The sequence below is a fragment of the Mesorhizobium sp. M0047 genome (assembly GCF_040323315.1).
Taxonomy (GTDB): domain Bacteria; phylum Pseudomonadota; class Alphaproteobacteria; order Rhizobiales; family Rhizobiaceae; genus Mesorhizobium.
In genome coordinates this window covers 13044-31998 of sequence record NZ_JAMYUW010000048.1, presented here as the reverse complement: position 1 = coordinate 31998, position 18955 = coordinate 13044, and the positions used below count along the sequence as shown (strand labels likewise).

General features: G+C 58.1%; 18 protein-coding genes. 2 read left to right on the top strand and 16 right to left on the bottom strand.

What is annotated here, in order from left to right; genetic code table 11:
• Positions 1-121: 121 nt before the first annotated feature.
• The 15 genes from NKJ89_RS30670 to NKJ89_RS30600 form a co-directional block, all read right to left on the bottom strand.
• The gene (locus NKJ89_RS30670; RefSeq protein WP_352608101.1) at positions 122-1564 is read right to left on the bottom strand and encodes an O-antigen ligase family protein; all 1443 of its coding nucleotides are present in this window, start codon (positions 1562-1564) and stop codon (positions 122-124) included.
• The gene (locus NKJ89_RS30665) at positions 1450-2709 is read right to left on the bottom strand and encodes a tetratricopeptide repeat protein (RefSeq protein WP_352608099.1); all 1260 of its coding nucleotides are present in this window, start codon (positions 2707-2709) and stop codon (positions 1450-1452) included. Before NKJ89_RS30665 ends, NKJ89_RS30670 begins: the two co-directional genes overlap by 115 nt.
• Positions 2597-4969, bottom strand: a complete 2373-nt coding sequence (locus NKJ89_RS30660; RefSeq protein WP_352608097.1) for a GumC family protein — start codon at positions 4967-4969, stop codon at positions 2597-2599. The genes NKJ89_RS30665 and NKJ89_RS30660 overlap by 113 nt, the downstream gene beginning before the upstream one ends.
• A gap of 38 nt (positions 4970-5007) precedes the next feature.
• Positions 5008-6045, bottom strand: coding sequence for a polysaccharide biosynthesis/export family protein (locus tag NKJ89_RS30655; protein ID WP_352608095.1), 1038 nt, complete (start codon positions 6043-6045; stop codon positions 5008-5010).
• Positions 6026-6520: a hypothetical protein gene (locus NKJ89_RS30650; RefSeq protein WP_352608093.1), complete on the bottom strand. Its 495-nt coding sequence runs from the start codon at positions 6518-6520 to the stop codon at positions 6026-6028. The genes NKJ89_RS30655 and NKJ89_RS30650 overlap by 20 nt, the downstream gene beginning before the upstream one ends.
• A 148-nt stretch (positions 6521-6668) precedes the next feature.
• Entirely contained in the window at positions 6669-6848 is a 180-nt protein-coding gene (locus NKJ89_RS30645) for a hypothetical protein (protein WP_352608091.1), read from the bottom strand.
• 409 nt (positions 6849-7257) lie between these two features.
• Complete coding sequence (locus tag NKJ89_RS30640) at positions 7258-8400, bottom strand: glycosyltransferase family 4 protein (RefSeq protein ID WP_352608089.1); 1143 nt, start codon at positions 8398-8400, stop codon at positions 7258-7260.
• On the bottom strand, positions 8400-9557 hold the full coding sequence (locus NKJ89_RS30635; RefSeq protein WP_352608087.1) for a glycosyltransferase: 1158 nt from the start codon (positions 9555-9557) through the stop codon (positions 8400-8402). Before NKJ89_RS30635 ends, NKJ89_RS30640 begins: the two co-directional genes overlap by 1 nt.
• Complete coding sequence (locus NKJ89_RS30630) at positions 9535-10458, bottom strand: class I SAM-dependent methyltransferase (protein ID WP_352608085.1); 924 nt, start codon at positions 10456-10458, stop codon at positions 9535-9537. Before NKJ89_RS30630 ends, NKJ89_RS30635 begins: the two co-directional genes overlap by 23 nt.
• The gene (locus NKJ89_RS30625; protein ID WP_352608083.1) at positions 10350-11180 is read right to left on the bottom strand and encodes a class I SAM-dependent methyltransferase; all 831 of its coding nucleotides are present in this window, start codon (positions 11178-11180) and stop codon (positions 10350-10352) included. The genes NKJ89_RS30630 and NKJ89_RS30625 overlap by 109 nt, the downstream gene beginning before the upstream one ends.
• A complete protein-coding gene (locus tag NKJ89_RS30620; protein ID WP_352608081.1) occupies positions 11119-12387 on the bottom strand; it encodes an MATE family efflux transporter in 1269 nt (422 codons plus the stop codon). Before NKJ89_RS30620 ends, NKJ89_RS30625 begins: the two co-directional genes overlap by 62 nt.
• A complete protein-coding gene (locus NKJ89_RS30615; protein WP_352608079.1) occupies positions 12384-13196 on the bottom strand; it encodes a glycosyltransferase family 2 protein in 813 nt (270 codons plus the stop codon). Before NKJ89_RS30615 ends, NKJ89_RS30620 begins: the two co-directional genes overlap by 4 nt.
• A 121-nt stretch (positions 13197-13317) precedes the next feature.
• Positions 13318-14343: an NAD-dependent epimerase gene (locus NKJ89_RS30610; RefSeq protein WP_352608077.1), complete on the bottom strand. Its 1026-nt coding sequence runs from the start codon at positions 14341-14343 to the stop codon at positions 13318-13320.
• Entirely contained in the window at positions 14343-15182 is an 840-nt protein-coding gene (locus tag NKJ89_RS30605; RefSeq protein WP_352608075.1) for a nucleotide sugar dehydrogenase, read from the bottom strand. Before NKJ89_RS30605 ends, NKJ89_RS30610 begins: the two co-directional genes overlap by 1 nt.
• Positions 15183-15223: 41 nt before the next feature.
• Complete coding sequence (locus NKJ89_RS30600; RefSeq protein WP_352608073.1) at positions 15224-16501, bottom strand: sugar transferase; 1278 nt, start codon at positions 16499-16501, stop codon at positions 15224-15226.
• Positions 16502-16771: 270 nt separating this feature from the next.
• Here NKJ89_RS30600 and NKJ89_RS30595 point away from each other — a divergent pair, with 270 nt between their 5' ends.
• Complete coding sequence (locus NKJ89_RS30595) at positions 16772-16945, top strand: hypothetical protein (RefSeq protein WP_352608072.1); 174 nt, start codon at positions 16772-16774, stop codon at positions 16943-16945.
• A 49-nt stretch (positions 16946-16994) separates the two neighbouring features.
• The gene (locus NKJ89_RS30590; RefSeq protein ID WP_352608070.1) at positions 16995-18179 is read left to right on the top strand and encodes a Fic family protein; all 1185 of its coding nucleotides are present in this window, start codon (positions 16995-16997) and stop codon (positions 18177-18179) included.
• A gap of 97 nt (positions 18180-18276) precedes the next feature.
• Here the strand turns inward: NKJ89_RS30590 and NKJ89_RS30585 are convergent, their stop codons facing one another.
• Positions 18277-18867 carry a biotin transporter BioY gene (locus NKJ89_RS30585; protein WP_352608068.1) on the bottom strand — a complete coding sequence of 197 codons (591 nt, stop codon included), beginning with the start codon at positions 18865-18867 and terminating at the stop codon, positions 18277-18279.
• Positions 18868-18955: the final 88 nt, after the last annotated feature.

Here is an 18955-nt window from a genome sequence, read left to right as displayed (position 1 = left end):
CATGCCAAAGCCCCCTGGCCTTGCTGCTTGTGCTTAGGTTCCACGCAATGGCTTGTCAATCTCGGCAATCGACAAACGACCGGACCGCGTCCGGCGCCGCTCCCGGCAAGTCCACCTACTCTCATCTCGCAGGCGTCAACGGCCTGGCGGGAACACGCAAATCGTCATCATGGGTCTCGGTCGACCCGCCCCTTTGGCTCAACCGCACAGGAAAGCCTTTGTGAAAGATGATGCCATTCATGTAGGCAAAAATCATCGCAAGCGCCGCTGTGCGCAAGGGATAATCAACCAGCGAATGAACGAGAAGAAACGACACCGAGAGGAACGCGGCTTTCTGCAGCGGCTCCCGCCGAACCCCAACAGACGACGCGAAAAGCAATATCAGGTAAACCGCGATCAGAAGAACGACGGGCGCGCCACCCTCGAGTGCCAGCTCCAGATAGTCGTTATGAGCGTGATTGACGTAGGGCTTGAAGATCATCTCGCCCTTTTCGTAAATCTGGTACACCTTCTGAAAGCTGCCGAAACCCACACCTGTCGCCCAATTCTCTTCAATTCCCGCAATCGTGGTGCGGGCGAATTCGGCTCGTCCAAATTCCGGATCAACCACCTCCGCATCGATCTTCGTCCACGCGCCTATCGTGTAGAGCGAAAGGCCGATGAAGATCGCAAGGACGCCATACCCACCTACCCTGGAGCGAGCGGACAGAAAGACAACCGATATTATGGTGATCGCCAGCCCTATCAGGATCCCGGCGCGCGAACCGGCGGCCAGAAGCAGCAGCAACAGCACTATCAATCCGAGCGATCCAGACAGAAGGTGCCCGCGGAACAGGCCGTGGTAGACAACGAAAGGGATGGAAACGAACAGCAACGCCGAAAAATGATTCTGGTTGGCAAACAGTCCCGCATTGATCGTGAACGGCAACAACCCTTCTATGGCAACCGTATCGGAGAGTGAATACTGGATCGCGGCAGCCAATCCGTTACAGATGACACCCATGAAAAAGAACGGCAGAAGGCCGTAGACCTGATCCGTACGCAAGCGGATAACGCTCAGAAAGAATGCTGCCCCCGCCGAAAAATACAGAAAGCACTCGATCGTGCGCCCGACGCCAACACTGACGAAGCGCAGCCGGGTTTCGCCGGCGAGCCACGGAGTGGCGAGCAGCAGCTCCGGCCGCAATCCGCTCAACAGGGCCGCAGGCAGCGGCACGATCTGAAAGCAGAACACGACAAGGGTCAGGGCAAGCAGCCACAAGACCGGACGAGGGATGCGCTGCCCCGATGGCCTTGAAAAGACGGCCGCGGCCGAGACGATCGCTGCAATTTCGATCAGCGTTTCGGTGTAGAGGCCACTCGCCGTGCCGCCGCCAATCAGCATCGACAGGAAAAGAACCGACCCAAGCAGATACTTTTCCCATTCCGTGGACCGGCTTGGGCGCGCTCTCACAATGAAACTCTTTCGATGCTCAGCTTGTGCATGACCAACGTGCCGACGTATCGAAATCGCCAGCTCTCGGCGATGGCTGCTGTTTCCAGCCGCAACAATTGCATCGGACACGCGCTCGTTCCGATCGCAAAATCAAGGCTCAGATGCTGCCAGTTGAATGTGCCTGCCGGAATGTTGAACCGGGCTATTTCGCTTGCCGGATCTGCGCAGCGGATGGACCAGAACAGCCCCTTTGGCAACTTCAGGTTTCTCCCGGAGGCAGTCAGGGAAATCCTGTAGGAGCCGGGAGGCAATTCGACATATTGCTGGAGCCCCGCGTTCTTCACCGGCGTGTTCAAAAATCGAACGATCGCTCCGCTGTCGCTTTCGCCGACATCACGCGACCCGGCAAAGGTAATTTCCAGACCGGAGCGATCGTGAACCTGCCAATCGAAGGGCTTGCCGCTGCGGACGGGTTCAAAGCCGCCGTTGAAAATATAGCCACCCAGCGTCCGCTCCTGATCGGACAGGCTGAAAAGGAACAGCCGATAGGCTGGCTCATAGTCCTTTTGCCTGATGTAGCCGTTGATCACCGCAGACAGTTCCTTCGTAGTCGGTGGTGAACTCGATCCGGTGAGGTCGAGCAACAGTTGACTCGCCGCGCGCAGGCCTCGCGGATCCTGACCAAGGGCAGAAAAAAGATTGGACCTCCACGGAGCCTTTATCTTTATGGCTGCCAGGACAGCCCGGTATCCGTCCGGATTTGAAAGAATCGCCGGCATGCCCGCCGCGATGATTGGAAAGCGGTCCGGCCACCGACGTAGCAATGTGTCGATCTCAGCGACCGCGCGTGACAGATCACCTACCTCGATCGAACGGTCGATCGATCTCTGAAGTGCATGGATTTCCGTCTTGGACAGTTTTCGAGCCTGGTCGAAGAATTCAAAGGCTTCGTCCTTCTCGCCTTGCCGGTACTTGATCTCGCCTAATAGGCTGTAGAGCCGGGCATCCGCGACATTGAAGCGAAGCGCACCCCTCGCCTCGGCAGCCAAAACGTCCAGATCAGGACCAATGCCTGTTTCGTTCAGGTCACCTGTGATGTCACCTATCAACGCGTTTATGTTCAGCGGATCGATCGCAAGCGAGACAGCTGGCGGTCCGGCCTCAAGGAGCCGACTTAGCCCGATCGACGAAGCGGCCAACACTAGAACGGAGGCGACGAACCAAACGCCTGACCGCAGGAGATTTCGCGTGAGCGGGCTGGCCTGCTCCATCATCGACTTTGCCTTCGATTTTCGGGGTGCTCGCGCCGTAGTCGTAGTACTGGTAGTTCATATATTTGTAGGCATAGTTGTAGTCGAACTTGTTCACTGCAAACTTCGACATCGCCCCTCCGATCACATTCGCACCGGCCGCCCGCAGACGCCTGAGCGCCGTCTTGGCTGATTTGCGCGTCACCTGGTTGGTGGAAACGACCATCAACGTGCCCTCCGCCAGCCGGCTGAGGATTGGGCCGTCGGAAAGGCCGACGACCGGTGGAGCATCGATGATGACCAGATCGAAGCGTTTGCCGAGATTGGTCAAGATCAGCGCCATCTTCTGCGAAGAGAGCAGGTCGGCCGGGTTCGGCGGAATGGTCCCGGACGTCAGTACAGTCACGTTAGGGTATTTCGTCGTCCTGAAAATGCCCGCCAGATCATCCTTGCGAACGGTATTCGTCAGAAGGTTGCTCAACCCGATCGCGTTGTCGAGACCGAACAGCCGATGCAGGTTCGGTTTGCGAAGATCGCCATCGACCAGCAGAACCCTTGCGCCGAGCGCCGCGAAATCCTGGCCGAGCTTGAACGAGGTGGTCGACTTGCCTTCCGAAGGTTCCGAACTGGTCACCAGCAGCGATCGCGGCGCACCCTCCGCACCGGAGAACTGCAGCGATGTTCGCAACGAACGATAGGCCTCTGAGAGCCCGGATTTTTGATCGGCGATGCTGGCTATGAGTTCGCGGTCGTCGACAAGCGGCAGGATGCCGAGCATCGCCAGTCCCAGCTCTTTCTCGACCTGCTCCGGATTGGTGAAGGTGTTGTTCAAGAGCTCGATGATGTAGATGATCGATGCAGTCAAAGCCATGAAAAGCGCCAGCGCGATTGCAAGATTGATGCTCAGGCGTGGAGAATAGGGGGCTACGGGCAGCGAAGCGAAGTCGACGATCGCGGCGCTTTGCGTCTTGAGTTCCGAGCTAACCCCAACTTCATTCAGCTTGGTGATAAGGCTGTCGTACTGCGACCGATTGGAATCGACCTCACGCTTCAGGATCGTGTATTTGATATTTTTGTCGTTGAAGACGGCCTGCTGTCTCTCCATTTCCGCGAGTTTGGATTTTAGGTCGGCCTCCTTGCCTTGCGCTTCCTGGTATTTCAGTCGCAACGAATCCGTTATCGCAAGAACGCCATTGTCATAGAGCCGCTGCAGTTCCTTGATCTGCGATTGCAATTGCTGCATTTCCGGATAACCAGGCTTCAGGATGCCCAGTTTCTGCTGATACTGGCTGGACAGATCCGCCAGCTTTTCGCTGAGCTTCTGCAGACCTTCGCTTTCCAGAACCGGGCCGAGGCTTGATCCGCGCCCCTTTTCTATCTGACTCACGACCCGCCCCGCATCCAGGCGCTCCTGGATCGCCATGGCTTGCGCGGTGTTCAGGGCTTCGATGTTAGAGTCGATCAGCGATTTGTCGTCGCCAGTGACCGTGATGCCGGCGTCTTTTGCGTAGGTGACCAATTCCTCCTCGGATTTTTGCAGCTTTTGCTTCACCTGCAGAACCTGTTCCTGGATGAATTGCCTTGCCAGATCAGAGGTCTCGCTGGTCTGGTCCAGTCGCTGATCGATAAAACTCTGTGCGACCTGATTGGCTACGTCGCTTGCATATTTCGGCTTCTGATCGACAAAGGTGATCGACAGCAGGCTTGTATTGGTGACCAGATTGACCGTCAGGTCGTCCAGGATTCGCTTGATGGCAATTGCCTCGCGCTCCTCGGGCGTTTTCTCCTCGATGGAAGGCGACTTCGAAAGTCCGAACGCCCGGTAGACAATGTTGCTCAGCGAAAAGCTCGGCGTCGGAAACAGGAAGTCCGGCTTTTCGCCAAGCCCTAGCTGGAAGGCCACGCGCTGAGCCAGCGCGCGGCTCTTCAGCTTTTCACGGGCGGTCAGGAAGGCCCTGACGTCGCTGTTTTCGGAAACAACTTCGATGTCCTGAAAGACCTTCGCCGAGGGGACCAGCACTTCGAGCTGCGTCGTTGCCTGATATTTTGGTGTCTGCATCATTGTCACGATGACGCCGGCGACAAGTCCGGCAGCGACCATCATGACGATCAACCAACGATACTGGACAATGTAGAACAACAGTTTGAGCGGGTTGAACCCATCGTCCCGACCGGCATGGTCACGATCATAAGGACCGTCGTTTTGCGGCACGTCATAGGGGAGATCCGCGGACAGGGCCTGTCGGGATCCGGCAAGTTGGGACTGCCTGTTACGATCGAGCATGTGCGAGGTGACCCTGGGGTTGTTCGTCGTGCCCTGTCCTAAGGAATGACCGCAATGCGGGCCGCGCTGGACGCGAGACCCAGGGCATCCTTCAAATTGTTCATCGCGATTTTCGACTTGGAAGCAAACACGACGATCACATCGCCGCCATAAATGCGTGGGTTGCGATTTTTGCCGGCCCGGATTTCCTCGACATTGTAGTTTGCCACGAGCTTGTTTTGGCCGATATTCCGATAGACGAAGACCTTGCCGGCATCACCGACCGGATTGAAGCCTCCGGCAAGGGCGATCGCGTCCAGCAAAGAAGCACCGCTGGACACAGGATAGATACCGGCCTTGTTGACTTCGCCATCGACCGTGATGCGCCGGCCAATCGATTCCTTGACGAAAATCGTCACGTCAGGCGCTTGCAGGTATTTTTCACCGTAGCCAGTCTCGATTTCCTTCTCGAGTTGACGCACGGTCCTGCCGGCCGCAGTCATCGTTCCGATTAGCGGAAGCGAAATCTGCCCGCCTGCGTCGACCTGAACAGTCCTGTTCAAATTGTCGACCTGGAACACGCTAACCTCCAGCACATCATTGGCAGAGAGGGGTTGCTCGCGGCCATTCTGCGTATTCTGCGGCGGCGGCAGGTCCTTCACCACCTGCAGTGTGCCGCCGCCTGAAAGAGCCCTGGAGGACGCCGCCGGCTGAAGGGCGCTGACAGGATTTGTGGACGACGTCGATGTCGACGGGGTGCTGGTGCAAGCAGATATCGCCAGCGATGCGAGCAGCGCTGTCACGGTGCCTGCATTACGCCTTGCAAAATCGAAGATGCCGATCAGTGGGTCCCGCTCTTGAACAGCCGGCCAAATCCGCCGAAACGGCCTACGCTGCTGGCACCCGACCTTTTCGCATTCCGCTTTCCAATGGGCACGAGCGCCCGATCCTGCAATATCGCGTCCGGACGGTTGACCGCCAGAAGCGTCGCCTCGACAAAACACAAATGCGCTACCCGCATGACGGCGAATGACGCATTCGACAAAATTACGCAAAACAGCGGGTGTCGGACCTCGGCTATCGGCTGACAGCGTCATCGTCGTCCTGCAGCCCGGTAATAAGAGCGGCGGCGCCACCAACCGCGGCGGCGCCCAAGAGAGCTGGCAGCATGACAGGCTTCGAGCTGGCAGGCACAACCGTCGCAACTGGCGTATCGAGCGAAACGCACATGCCACCTTCGACAGGATCGACCTTGATCGTGGTGTTGCCAGGAATATCGAATGCGCAGTTGGCACCCACCGCAAGCAAAGCGGACGCCTCTGCCCCGGTCATGATGCGCGCGCCCGAATACACTGGTGCTTCGGGACCCACGCCAGCATAGCCGCCGGCCTGGGACATTTGAACGTTACCATGGACCTGCGTAAGGCGACCTACCGCACCGGCGGACGCCGGCACGGTCGCAAGACAGGAACAGGTCTCCTGAGCGAAAGCATCGGGCGTTGCAAACAGAATGCCCTCTGCGGCGAATACAACAAAAACGAAAACAGCCCCGAACCTACGACGAATCCCCATTTCTACCCCACCCAAACCTGCAACTCACCCTCTTGGAATGAATCACACCGGCTCCCCCGTCAATCTCCGTCAGAGGCTGACGCCGCTGACGTCGTACTGCGTCGCCGCGAACTGTCAGAAGCGCGCAGGCAAAATCGCTTCCAGTAGGTCAACCCCCACCGCCGCCACCGGACGGCTGAATTGCGGCCGTCTGTTCGGAACCAACAAGCTTGAGGCAAATGTTGTCGTCGAGGCGGAAAATATCGAGACTCGAATTGGCCGGCACATTCAGGCTGCAGCCGCCGAACTCGATCGACGCAACAAATACGGCAGGCGCCGTTTTGCTCACAGATTCATCTGTCTTTGATCCCCTCTGCATCACCTTCGACGCACCAATTCAAAGATAGCAGATCAGCACGTAGCAGTTTTTCGATCACAATTCCAACACATTTCGCGTTGGCGGCAATTTAGGCCGATTCGTAACTGTCATAGCACAGTACTTTAGCCATATCGAATGAACAGTTTCGACCAAAAATCTCAGAAACCGACGTTACCCAGCAGAAGACCACAAATACCCTAATGCAGGAAACTCGTTGGCCGGGGCCAGGGCAGATCCATTCACTTCGCCGCAAGAGCATCCAGTCCGTGGCGGTTCAGCAAGACTTGCACATTGGACCGGCTTGAATCGACTCGCCGCAGAGAATTCGGCCCTGCGTAAATATGGCAGCCAGGTCTTCCCCCTTGGCCGTCAAGCCCTTTCATTCTTTCGCCGCGAGGCCATCCAGCTTTTCTATCTGCTGCATATACTTCGCGATGACGATAGTTTCCGAAAATTGCCGCTCGACCTTGTTTCTGCCCTCCACTCCCATCCGGCTCCTGGAGGCATCATCCATCATTGCAAACTCGATCATCTTGCTTGCCAGATCATCAGTGTCCCTCGCCTTGCACAGGAAGCCGTTGATGGCGTGGTCCACCACCTCCCTGCACCCGGGCACGTCGGTGGTGATCAGCGGCTTGCCCATCGCGGCCGCCTCGAGCAGCGAACGCGGCGTTCCCTCCCTGTAGGAAGGCAAGACGACACAATCGGCGGCACGCAGGAAAGGCCGCACATCATCGGTGGTGCCGAGATATTCGATCAATCCCTCACCGACCCATTGCTCGACATGCTGCCGACTGACGGCGGTCCGGTTCTCGACATCGAGAAAGCCGAGCAGTTGGAAACGCACACCGGGCATCTTCTGGCGAACCAGACGGGCCGCCTCGATAAACTCGCCGACACCCTTGTCCCAGAGAAGCCGGGCCACCAGAAGAAACACAATCGCTCCAGGGTTGGTGCGCGCTTCGGACGACGGAGTAAAACGCACGAGGTCGATGCCGGAGCCAGGCAAAAGCCCGGTCTGCTCCTTGCGAACCAAATTCCCAATGACGAACAGCGTCCTGTCATCGTCATTCTGAAAGAAAACCATTTTGGAACGGGCCAGCGCCACCCGATACAAGGCCTTGGCAATTCTGAGCAGGAGCCCACCGCGGACGAATGCTGTCCCCAGTCCGGAAATGTTATTTATGACCGGAACGCCGTTCAGATTGGCGGCGATGGAGCCGAACACGTTGGGCTTGATCGTAAACCCGACAAACGCCAACGGCCTCTCATGCCGCAAGAGACGCCAGAAGCGCCACAGAAGTGCCATGTCCCGCAAAGGCGACATGCCGGAATTGTCCATTTCGAGTTCGACATAGCGGCAGCCCATGGCCGATATCAGCGAAGTGTATTCGTCTCTCGGCGCCACGATGACAACGTCATAGCCATGGCTCTGCAATGCCTCGATCAGCCCCTTGCGGAAATTGACGACGTTCCAGGACGTGTTTGTCGAGACAATTATCTTGCTGCGAGCAGCCGGCATCATTGGCTCCCGCCCGGGCATGGCGAAGGCGCTCCTAACAGCACGTCCGCAAATCGCCCAGGCGACCTTTCCGACAGGGTCTCTCCATACAAGGCCGACCGATCGCCGGCGTGAATGACCTTCAACAGTGCGTCCGCGATTTCCAACGCGCCAAATCCGGCTGAAATCTCCAGGCCGGACAGCATGTCCAGATCTCCCGCACAGGGCGTGGTGACGATGCCGGGAATCCGGCAAGCCATCATTTCCAGAAGGACGTTTGGAAATCCTTCGATCGCCGACGTGAGCAGGCCGGCGCGCGATGCACGAAACAGCGGAAATGGATTATCTCTCTGGCCGAGCAGATTTACTCGAGAGGCCAGATCGAACCTGCCGGCGTAGGCCCTTAGCTCCGCTTCCATGGGTCCGGCCCCCACCATGCTAAGCTCATAGTCTTCGCCGGTTCTTCGCCTGACCTCGGCGAGCACGTCAATCGCGATCGTTGGCCGCTTTACTTCGATCAGCCGGCCGCACCAGACTATCTGCGGACGACGGGAAATCATCTTCGCGTCGTCCTCCGCCAACATTTCGGTGGACATTTTGACGATGAGATCTTCGTCAACCGGATTGGGCAACGTACACAGTTTATCGATTGCTCGCCGAGGCAACACGTCACGCAGGCGTTCATTCATGTAGCTCGTTTGCGCGACAACCATGTCCTGGCTGCCATAGGCAGCGTAGAGCGCCCTGTAGGTCAGTGCGCGAGGGCCATTGAAGCGATCCAGAAGTACCGTGGATTCGCGAGCGACCAGCCTGCGGCTTCGAAGAACCCCGATACTTCGGGCGGCGGCCAGGAACGAATTCACCCGCGTGTGGCTTGAGAATACCAAATCGTACCGATGCCGGATCAGCCGCGGGGCAAGCAAAAGCTCGCTCATCGCTTTGCCGCCGCCGAAGCCGTAACTGCGCCGAATTTCATCCTGGAGTGGCCCAACGGCATCCCCCGCCGCCTGGCTACCCAGAAAGCCGATTTCGACGTCCCAGTCGGGACGGCGCGCAAGTGCCTGCGCAACCAGTTTCAGGATGGTTTCAGCTCCACCTCTGATGTCGAGCGGAATGGCGACCAGCGCGAGCTTCCTTTTCATGAGCTGCAGGGATTCACTGTTTTCGCCGAAAGACATAGGCGTAGGTTTCGGCAGCATCCTTGCCGAGAAACAGCGCCGAAACGCCTAACCAGATGCGCCAGGCGAGAAAGGCCGGCACGAAAAAATAGAAATAGGAGCTCTTCCAGAACAGACGACGCTCGATGAGCTCCAGGCCGTTCCGTTTTGCGATTGTTTCGACCTCACTGGGCAGGCACTTGTCGTAAAAAGCCGGAAACCCGTCATGACCCTTGCCCTTTTCGGGAAAGATCGCAAAAAGCAACTGTCGCTTCATGCCCTCTGGCAGGACCCGATTTAACCTTGCGAAAACAGCGTTGCGCGAGGGCGAGAAAATGGCGACCACGCCTCCCGGCTTCGCGCAACTGGCAATGCCACGCAAGGCACCCTCACTGTCGCGGACGTGTTCGAGCGTCGCCTGACAAATCACGACGTCGCCATCACCCCTCCCCTCAAACGAGGTAAGGTCCGCTTCAATCTCCTCGTCGTATATTCCGCGCGGCGCTTTCGACAATTCCTGTGCGTCCAGATCGACCCCAATGACAAAAAGCCTCAGGCGCCGCTTCTCGGATAGGCCGACGAACGGCCTTGCACCCCCGCCGAGGTCATAAACCAGCGCATCGGAGGCAAGCCAGGCAGGTCCTATCTCCGTCGCAAACGTTCGGTTGCCGTCGATACGAAGGCGCAAGGGTAGAACGCTGTCCAGGAACTCGGAAACGGCTACGTTCGCGCGAATAAACTTTCGCAACATCGACACTGCCTCACCATCAATTTCGTTCGCCGAACTGTGTCCACTCGGAGCAGACATCCGCGCTATATCCTGTGGAACACATAGAGCCGCGTATGATGCGAAAACGGGCCGAGCAACCGATCGGCAGCAGCCCGCAAACCTCTCAGGATGCTGTTCCTGCTGTCGTACCAAGCCTGCATCGGCTTTTTGAAAAACGTCTCGTCCTTCAACCCCTTGAAGCCACCCCTTGGTCGTGTGTCCAGAAGCTTGAAGCCGTGCTGCTCGAACCCGGAAACAATCGAGGATGGCTCCAGGATGAACTGGTAAAATCCGGCCCGCTCACCTGAAAAACTGGGGTAGAGACCTATGCTGGCCTTCAATCTCCTGAGAGGAGAAATGCTCGGCACCGTCACGAAGGCAATTCCTCCCGGCCGGATGATGCGGCGCATCTCCAGTACGATCTCGCGGTACCCGTCGAAGAAGTGCTCGATCACGCCGAGAGACCACACTCCATCGAAGAATTCGTCCGCGAAACCTGTTGCCCGAACGTCCCCAACCGTCACTTGTAAATGCGGCGCGGCGCGATTCACCATCCCCACGGTCTTTCTCGCAAAGTCGATACCATATGCGGAAAAGCCCGCCTGATGCAGGCCGTAGACCGTGTTGGCCAGGCCACATCCGGCGTCCAGAACCTTGGCCGATCCTGACAGATATCGTTTGGTCGTTTCGACGACAAAGCGATCCGGCCTCGAAACAGTCCCTTCGGCCCAGTGGGAATCCCAATAGTCGTCGTCGGCTATCGTGCCGACATGGACGATCCGGACGTTCTTCTCGTCATAGAATGCCTTCTTCTCATTCATTTCCGGCATCCGACCGGCCATAAAAAAGGGTTCGCTGCGTTGCATCAGGCCCATTGTCCGCAATCACACCCCTTAACGAGAAAAACGAACAAGCCGCGGCTATGGCATAGCCGGACAGGAATGCCATTTCGCTGCCAAGCGGCAGCCGCCACCACAGACTCAATGCCGCCAAACAGCAGCAAGCCAATGCTCCTGCCGCGTAGGAATAGGTCAGCGTCCTTGCGTTGTTCGAGCGGAGCGCAAACGGATCGATGACCACCTTTTTCGTCCTGTTTACCAGGACAGCGCAGGAAACGATCGCAAAGACCGCTGGGTGGAATGACCTTCCCAGCCATCCGGACGCATAGCCGGAAAAAAACAGGCCGATTATTCCCACGGCAGACGCGACAGCAAAAATCAGCGCAATGGTCGCGCCCTCGAACAATCCGCGCCGAAACGCCCTGACCTCTCCATTTGCGGCATTGAGAAACGCCCGCGGCACGAACACGAAACTGGCCGCATTCATAAAGAAGCCGACGGAGCGTTGCGAGAGATCGACACAGAACGAGAAGACGCCGAGAAGAGCCTGAGAGCCAAACAACAAGATGATGTATCGAATGCCGACGAACACGCCGCTCTCGGCCAGATTGCTCAGCACAAATGCCCAGCCTGTGGCCAGAGACCCGCCAAGGTAGGAAAGGCGCGGCCGCCTCAGATTCATCGGTCCCAGCAAGGCAAATGAAATTAGCGCTCCGGCGAAATAGCTGAGCGAAAAGGCCGTAAGAGCAGAACCTACTTTTGCATCTCCGGCAAGCAGGACTACCGCTCCCGCCTGGTATGCGACAGCCTGGCCGATCGCTGACCAACCGTACGCCCACAACCGCAACTGCGACCTCAGGACCTCTTGAAGTGCGGTGTGCAAGCCGAACGAAACGATGATGGTTGCGGCGACGACGTTGCCAAATCCGAACCATGCCAGAGCCGATCCAGCCAGGATCACAAACAACGCCACAATGGCCAGCGCAGCCAAAATAGACGATACGTACTCTCTACCCAATGCAGCGGCATGCATTTTTGCGGAAACCGGCATTATCGAATAGGTCGCAGTTCCAAAAACGAGCGTCGAGATAAATAAGACTGTCGCAATCGTCGAGCTGAAAATCCCATACTGCGCAGTTTCCAGATGGCTTCCGATGTATAGTAAGGTCACTATGTTCAAAAGGCCGGGCACAATTCGTATGACGACGGCCTCCACGAATTTCCACAGGCTGGTTATCTTCATGAGATCACCCGTGCTAGTGACCTCTTGAGCAAGAAGGGAAAACTCAACGCACCAAAGCGCAAGCAGGCAAGGACCGCCTTGCTCAGGAACCGGCCCGAGCGATATCGTCCACGCCAGAATGCCCTGATGTAATTCAAGTTCAGCAACAACAGCGGGTACGCATTTTGCCGCTGAAGATGCCGAATTCTTGCCGTCATCCCCTCCGCCAAATACCTCTTTCGCCCGACATCGACGTTGACACAAATGACATCGTGTTCGATCGCCAATCTGGACCAGAGAAGAGATGTTGGAACGCGGCGGAACCGGCCCGCAGGGGGCACGGCAACCTGTTTCAACAAGGCAGTTCTGATGACCTCTTTCCTGTCGCCGACTACACCTTCGTCGGCTCGCATCCTGATCAGGTTTGTGCGCTCGGACGGGAACCGCTTTGCTGCTGCATCTGGTCCCTCGAGAACCATGGAGAACACAAATCCCGCAATCCTCTCATCGGCACCTTGCCGGGAGAGACGCTCACAAACCTCCGGCAATCGGTCGGTGAACAGATCGTCGTCATCATCGAAAATCATGCAATAATCGCCAGTGGCGGAAGCGATTGCCGAAAACATCGCGACCCCTCTGCCGCCATTGGGGCCGGTTGTGACCACCAATCTGGCATCGCGTGACGCGATCTCCGCAAGCGCTTCGCTTGTCCCGTCGGTCGAACCGTCGACATGGACACATATTTGCACTGGGCACGTCGCGCGCAGTAGCTCCTGAACCAGCGCAGCAACGCGATCCCGCCGATTGAACGTGGGGATGCAAACGCTCAACAGCGCCTGGGACCGCAATGGATTGCAATCTGCCTGTTTGCGAGCCGTATCGATCCCCTCTCCCCTGGTTGCGCGGTCATGGAACGCAGCGCGGATCCGCCGGGAACCGCCAAGACCAGGCCTATCCCCGTCCAAAATACGCCAGGTACCACTCGACAAATCGCCCGACGCCCTCGGTCACCGTCGTCGTCGGACGATAGCCCACCGCCTGCTCCAGCGCCGACGTGTCGGCAAAGGTGTCGGGCACGTCACCGGGCTGCAGCGGCAGCAGTTCGACGATGGCTTTCCTGCCCAACGCGTTTTCCAGCGCCTCGACATAAGCGGTCAGCTTCACGGGGCTGTTGTTACCGATGTTGAAGATGCGCCAGGGGGCGCTGCTCGTGGCCGAATCCGGATGGCTGGACTCCCAGGCGGTGTTGGCCGTGGCCGGGCTGTCGCTGGCCCGCACGACGCCTTCGGCGATGTCATCGACATAGGTGAAGTCGCGCGTGTGGTTGCCGTTGTTGAACAGCTTGATCGGCTCGCCGGCAAGGATGTTCTTGGTGAACAGGAACAGCGCCATGTCCGGGCGCCCCCAGGGGCCATACACGGTAAAGAAGCGAAGCCCGGTCGTCGGCAGCCTGAACAAATGGCTGTAGCTGTGTGCCATCAGTTCGTTGGCGCGCTTGGTCGCCGCGTAGAACTGCAGCGGATGGTCGGCCGGCCGGTGCTCGGAAAATGGCATGTCGGTATTGGCGCCGTAGACGCTCGAGGTGCTGGCATAGGTCAGGTGCGCAACGGCGCTGTAGCGGCAGGCTTCCAGCATGTTGGCGTAGGCGATGATGTTGCTTTCGACATAGGCATGCGGGTTTTCCAAGCTGTAGCGAACCCCGGCCTGGGCGGCGAGATGGATCACCCGGTCGAATGCGTGGTCGGCAAAGCAATCGTCGACCACGCTTTTGTCGGCGAGATTGCCGCGGATGAAATGATAGCCCGCATTGGTCTTGCGGCTCGCTTCATCGAGCAGCCCCAGCCTCGCCTCCTTGATCTGCGGATCGTAATAGCTGTTGACATTGTCGATGCCGACAACCTCATCGCCGCGCTCCAGCAGCCGCTTCGATACGTGATAGCCTATGAAGCCGGCGGCGCCGGTGACCAGAACCTTCATCAGAAGCGCCCATCCGTGACATGTCTGGGGAACAGACCCCTGATGTCGTAGATGACGCCTGGGGTCTTGCAAAGCGCCTGCAGGCCATCGACGCCCAGCGCGCGGAACTGCCTGTGGCCGACGGCCACGATGACGCCGTCATAGGGCTCGTCGGGAATATCCTTCATGCTCGTTATGCCGAAGGCGCGCGCACATTCCTGCGCGTCGACCCAAGGATCCCAAATGTCGATGCCGGCATTATACTCCTTCAACCGGGAGACGATATCGGCGCCCTTGGAATTTCTCAGGTCCGGGCAATTTTCTTTGAAAGCCGCACCCATCACCAGTATCCGGCTGCCGACAACTGGTATCCCCTTGCGCATCATCAGGCGGGCCGTCTGATCCGCCGCGTGTCGACCCATACCGTCATTGATACGGCGGCCAGCAAGAATCACCTCCGGATGATAGCCAAGTTCCTGAGCCTTGTGGGTAAGATAGTAGGGATCGACCCCAATGCAGTGACCGCCGACTAGACCCGGCGTAAAGCGCAGGAAGTTCCATTTGGTGCCGGCGGCCTCCAGCACCTCGGACGTGTCAATGCCCAGCTTGCCGAAGATGAGCGACAGCTCGTTCATCAGCTCGATGTTGAGGTCCCTCTGGGTGTTCTGGATGACCTTGGCTGCCCTGATCTCATCGCTGCTGGCTTCCAGCGTATGGTCCTCGCCGCGCTCCAGCGCGTCCACCCTCGATTGGTTGATGTCGAAGCCGACGACATCCCTGGTGGCACCGAAGGCGACCGCCAGCGGCAGGGCGACGTAGCCAAGTCCGATGATGGCTATCTTTCTGGAGGCGAGATCCATCTGCTTCCTGTTTGTTATTCAGATTCATGCTTCGCATTGGGCTATCGCGCGCCAAACCCGGTGAGCATTGTTTTCGTGGTCTTGAGCGTTATCAGAACATCAAGCCAGGGTGAAAAGTTCTTTATGTAATAGAAGTCGTAGTGTAATTTTTCCATAACGTCATCGACGGCGGCTACATGCCCTTGATTTACTTGTGCCCAGCCGCTTATACCTGGCCTGACAATGTGCCGGTAGCGGTAGAACGGCAACTCAGTCTCGTACCACTGCGACAGCACGACGGCTTCCGGCCGCGGCCCGATCCAGCTCATTTCACCACGTAGAATGTTGATGGCCTGCGGCAACTCATCGAGCCTGAATTTTCGCAGGAAACGTCCGACGCGGGTGATGCGATCGTCGTCGCGCTTGGTGATCGCCTCCTCCCTGTCGCTACCGGCCTCGCCATGTTGCCGCATCGAGCGAAACTTGTAGACCGTGCAGATATTGCCCCGGTACCCCATGCGTTGCTGGCGAAACAGCACGGGACCCTCTGAGTCCAGCCGGATCAGCAGCGCTATCGCCGCCAGCACGGGGGAAAGGGCGACAACCAAGACAAACGCGGAAATCCAGTCGGCCGCCTGCTTGATCTTAAGATAGGCCTGGTTCGGGTTGAGGGAGCCAAGCGTGTTTTCGGACAGATGCTCGATCTCGACCCGACCGGTCAACGATTCCCTGACTTGCTTGACATGGTATACGGGCGTTCCCGAAAGGGCCCGATCGGCGATGTACCGCTCCCATTCCGCGCCAAGATCGGCACGCAGATCGACGACCACGCCGCTGGCTGTTTCAATGACCGTGCTGGTTGACTTGATCCAGAACCAGTGCACCCCGGGCAAGGTCTTGAGACGCTCGACATCTCCGCCGGGAATCACGACGAGCCGGTGTGGGTCGAGACGCCGCGTCAACAGGCTCAGGCCGAAATACCAGAGCGTGGACTGCGTGAAACTTGCGGCGGCCTGGAACCGGCTGTACTCGAACCGGAAAAAGAAGATGGTCAGGAAGACAGCCCCGTAGGACAAGGCAAATGTCGGCAAGATGTAGCTTGCCGCGGCCACTCCCGGGAAATTTCCGATGCGGCGATAGGAGAGGAAACCCGCAAGGTGCGCAATCGCCGCGGCAGTCACCGTTACCTGAAGGTATGCCGAATAGATAAACTCAGGATTGAAGACAATCCGGATAATGGCTGGGGCAAAAATCGCGAATGTCAGTCCGCCAAGCAGCTGAAATCGAATCCTGAACAGGAAATGCCGGCTTCCGACAATAGTTGAAGCCGCGACATTCAACGCCTTGCCCCTTGCCCCGAAGTTGCTGCCACGGGCCAGCGCGATTCTGCATCTGACCTACCCGTTCGTTCGTAGAACGAATCGAACATCTCACCCCCCGGCGATCCGACACAGTCGAAGAGCAATGGCTACAACACTTCGTCTCCGCTAGCAAGTATCTATTTCATATCAATAGTTAGCTGAAGTCTTGATCAACAGCATTGCTTTTACGCTTCAGAAAAGCCGCTCTGCACGGAACGTCGATGCCAGGATTATAGAGGTAATGATAAGGTGCAGTTCTCCGTGCGAGGCGCGCTGGAGCTTGGGCAGATCGGTTTCGGGGCGAGGAATCTTGTGTTCCCGAAGCCGCTGGATCTTGGCGTCGTCGTGACGCCGATGGCGAGCGAAGCCGGCAGGGTGCCGATGATCGGCCAGAAGATCGGCCAAATATCTTGGCAAATTTGAAATATATCTTTATATTTATGCATTTAGCGGAAGCCAAGATCGGCCAACCATGGAAAGCGTACAGCGTATCGAACCGGCACGCCTGACCGATGTATCCGAACCTATATCGGATGCGCTGGCGGAACTATCGGCCACGTCAGCCATTTTGGGCCAAAGCCTGCACCCACGTACCGCTGCCAACCTCGCCGATCTGGTACGCATCATGAACACCTACTACAGCAACCTGATCGAGGGCCATGATACGCGCCCCCGCGACATCGAGCGGGCGCTGGCAGGAAATTTCGATCGAGACGAGAACCGCCGTAACTTGCAGCTAGAGGCGGCCGCCCATGTTCGCCTGCAAGCTGAGATCGACCGTATGGCCGCCGAGAAGCGGTTGCCTGAGCCTGCATCCACCAAGTTTCTGCGATGGCTGCACGCGGAATTTTACCGCGATGCGGAAGCGCCCATGCTGACTGTCAAGGGTGCCGGCCGTGAATTCGTCATGGCGCCAGGCGAGTGGCGATCGAAGCCAGAGCATGACGTCGCCGTCGGCCGCCATGAGCCGCCTTCGAGCAAGCACGTCGACGATTTCATGCAGCATTTTGCCATGCGCTATCGCTTCGATAGGCTGGGCAAAGCCGGGCGGATCCTGGCCATTCCCGCCGCGCATCATCGTTTCAACTTCATTCACCCGTTCCCCGACGGCAACGGCCGCGTCAGCCGTTTGATGAGCCACGCCATGGCCCATGAAGCCGGGATCGCCGCGCATGGGCTGTGGTCGATCTCACGCGGTCTGGCGCGCGGAATGAAAAGCCGCACGGACTACAAGCGCATGATGGATCATGCCGATATGCCCCGCCAGGGTGATCTCGACGGACGGGGCAACCTCTCCGAGCGCGCGCTTGGCGACTTTTCGCTTTGGTTCATGCAGGTATGCATCGATCAGGTGAACTTAATGACCGGCTTGTTCGATCTCGACACGCTCGCGAAGCGGCTGCATCGCTATGTCGAGCTCAGTGGCCTGAAACCCGAAGCCGGCCGCTTCCTGGAGGCAGCGCTAATGCGCGGTGAATTTGAACGCGGCGAAGCATCGCGCATTAGCGGACTGCCCGAGCGCACGGCGCGTCGCGTGTTCAACGAGGTGATCGCGCTCGGTCTGTTGGCGTCGGAAACACCCAAAGGTCCGGTGTCGCTACGCTTCCCGGCCCATGCATTGGATACGCTGTTTCCGAAGCTGTTTCTGGAAAGCTAGGTGAGGTCACTTGGCGGACACCAGGCCGAAGTCCGCCAAGTGCCGTGCTCCAGCCGGGCTTGACCGCTCAAGCCGCCGGCACCTACCCGCTCGCGTTTCAGCCGCGCTTCAGCAACGACCACACGGCCGGTACTAGGCTTGCCGCGAGCGCCACCTTGATCAGGTCGCCAACGATGAAGGGCACAACGCCGAACTGCCACGACTTTTCCGGGCCGATCAGCAGCGCCAGCCAGGCGAAGCCCATGGCCATCATGACGATTTCAGCAACCAGCATCGCGTTGAAAAGCTTGATCGGATGGCGGTCCCAACCGCGATCCGCGGCCCAGCCGACAATCGCTGCCATGACGACGAAGCCTGCGAGATAACCGCCGGTCGAGCCGAGCATGTAGGCAATGCCGATGCCCTTCTCCGGGGTGCTCTGGAAGACAGGGAAGCCCATGGCGCCCTCCGCCATGTAGAGCAGTAGGGTGGCGACGCCGAGACGCATACCGAAGGCGGCGGCGATCAGCAGCACGGCCAGCGTCTGCATCGAAATATCGACTGGCCCGAGCATCACCTTGGTCTTGGCCGACAGAGTCAGCAGCAGCGTTCCAGCGATCGCCAGGAAAAGCTGCGTTGCCAGCCGCGCCGCGCCATTTTGCGGCAGAGCCAGAGAAACAAGCGGACGCGTCGTTGTTGCAATTGCCATGGTATTTCCCCAATCCGGTTGCCGCTATCCGATGTTCGCGGCCTCACGTTCTCCTATATTGGCTTGCGTGTTATGCGGCAATCGGTTT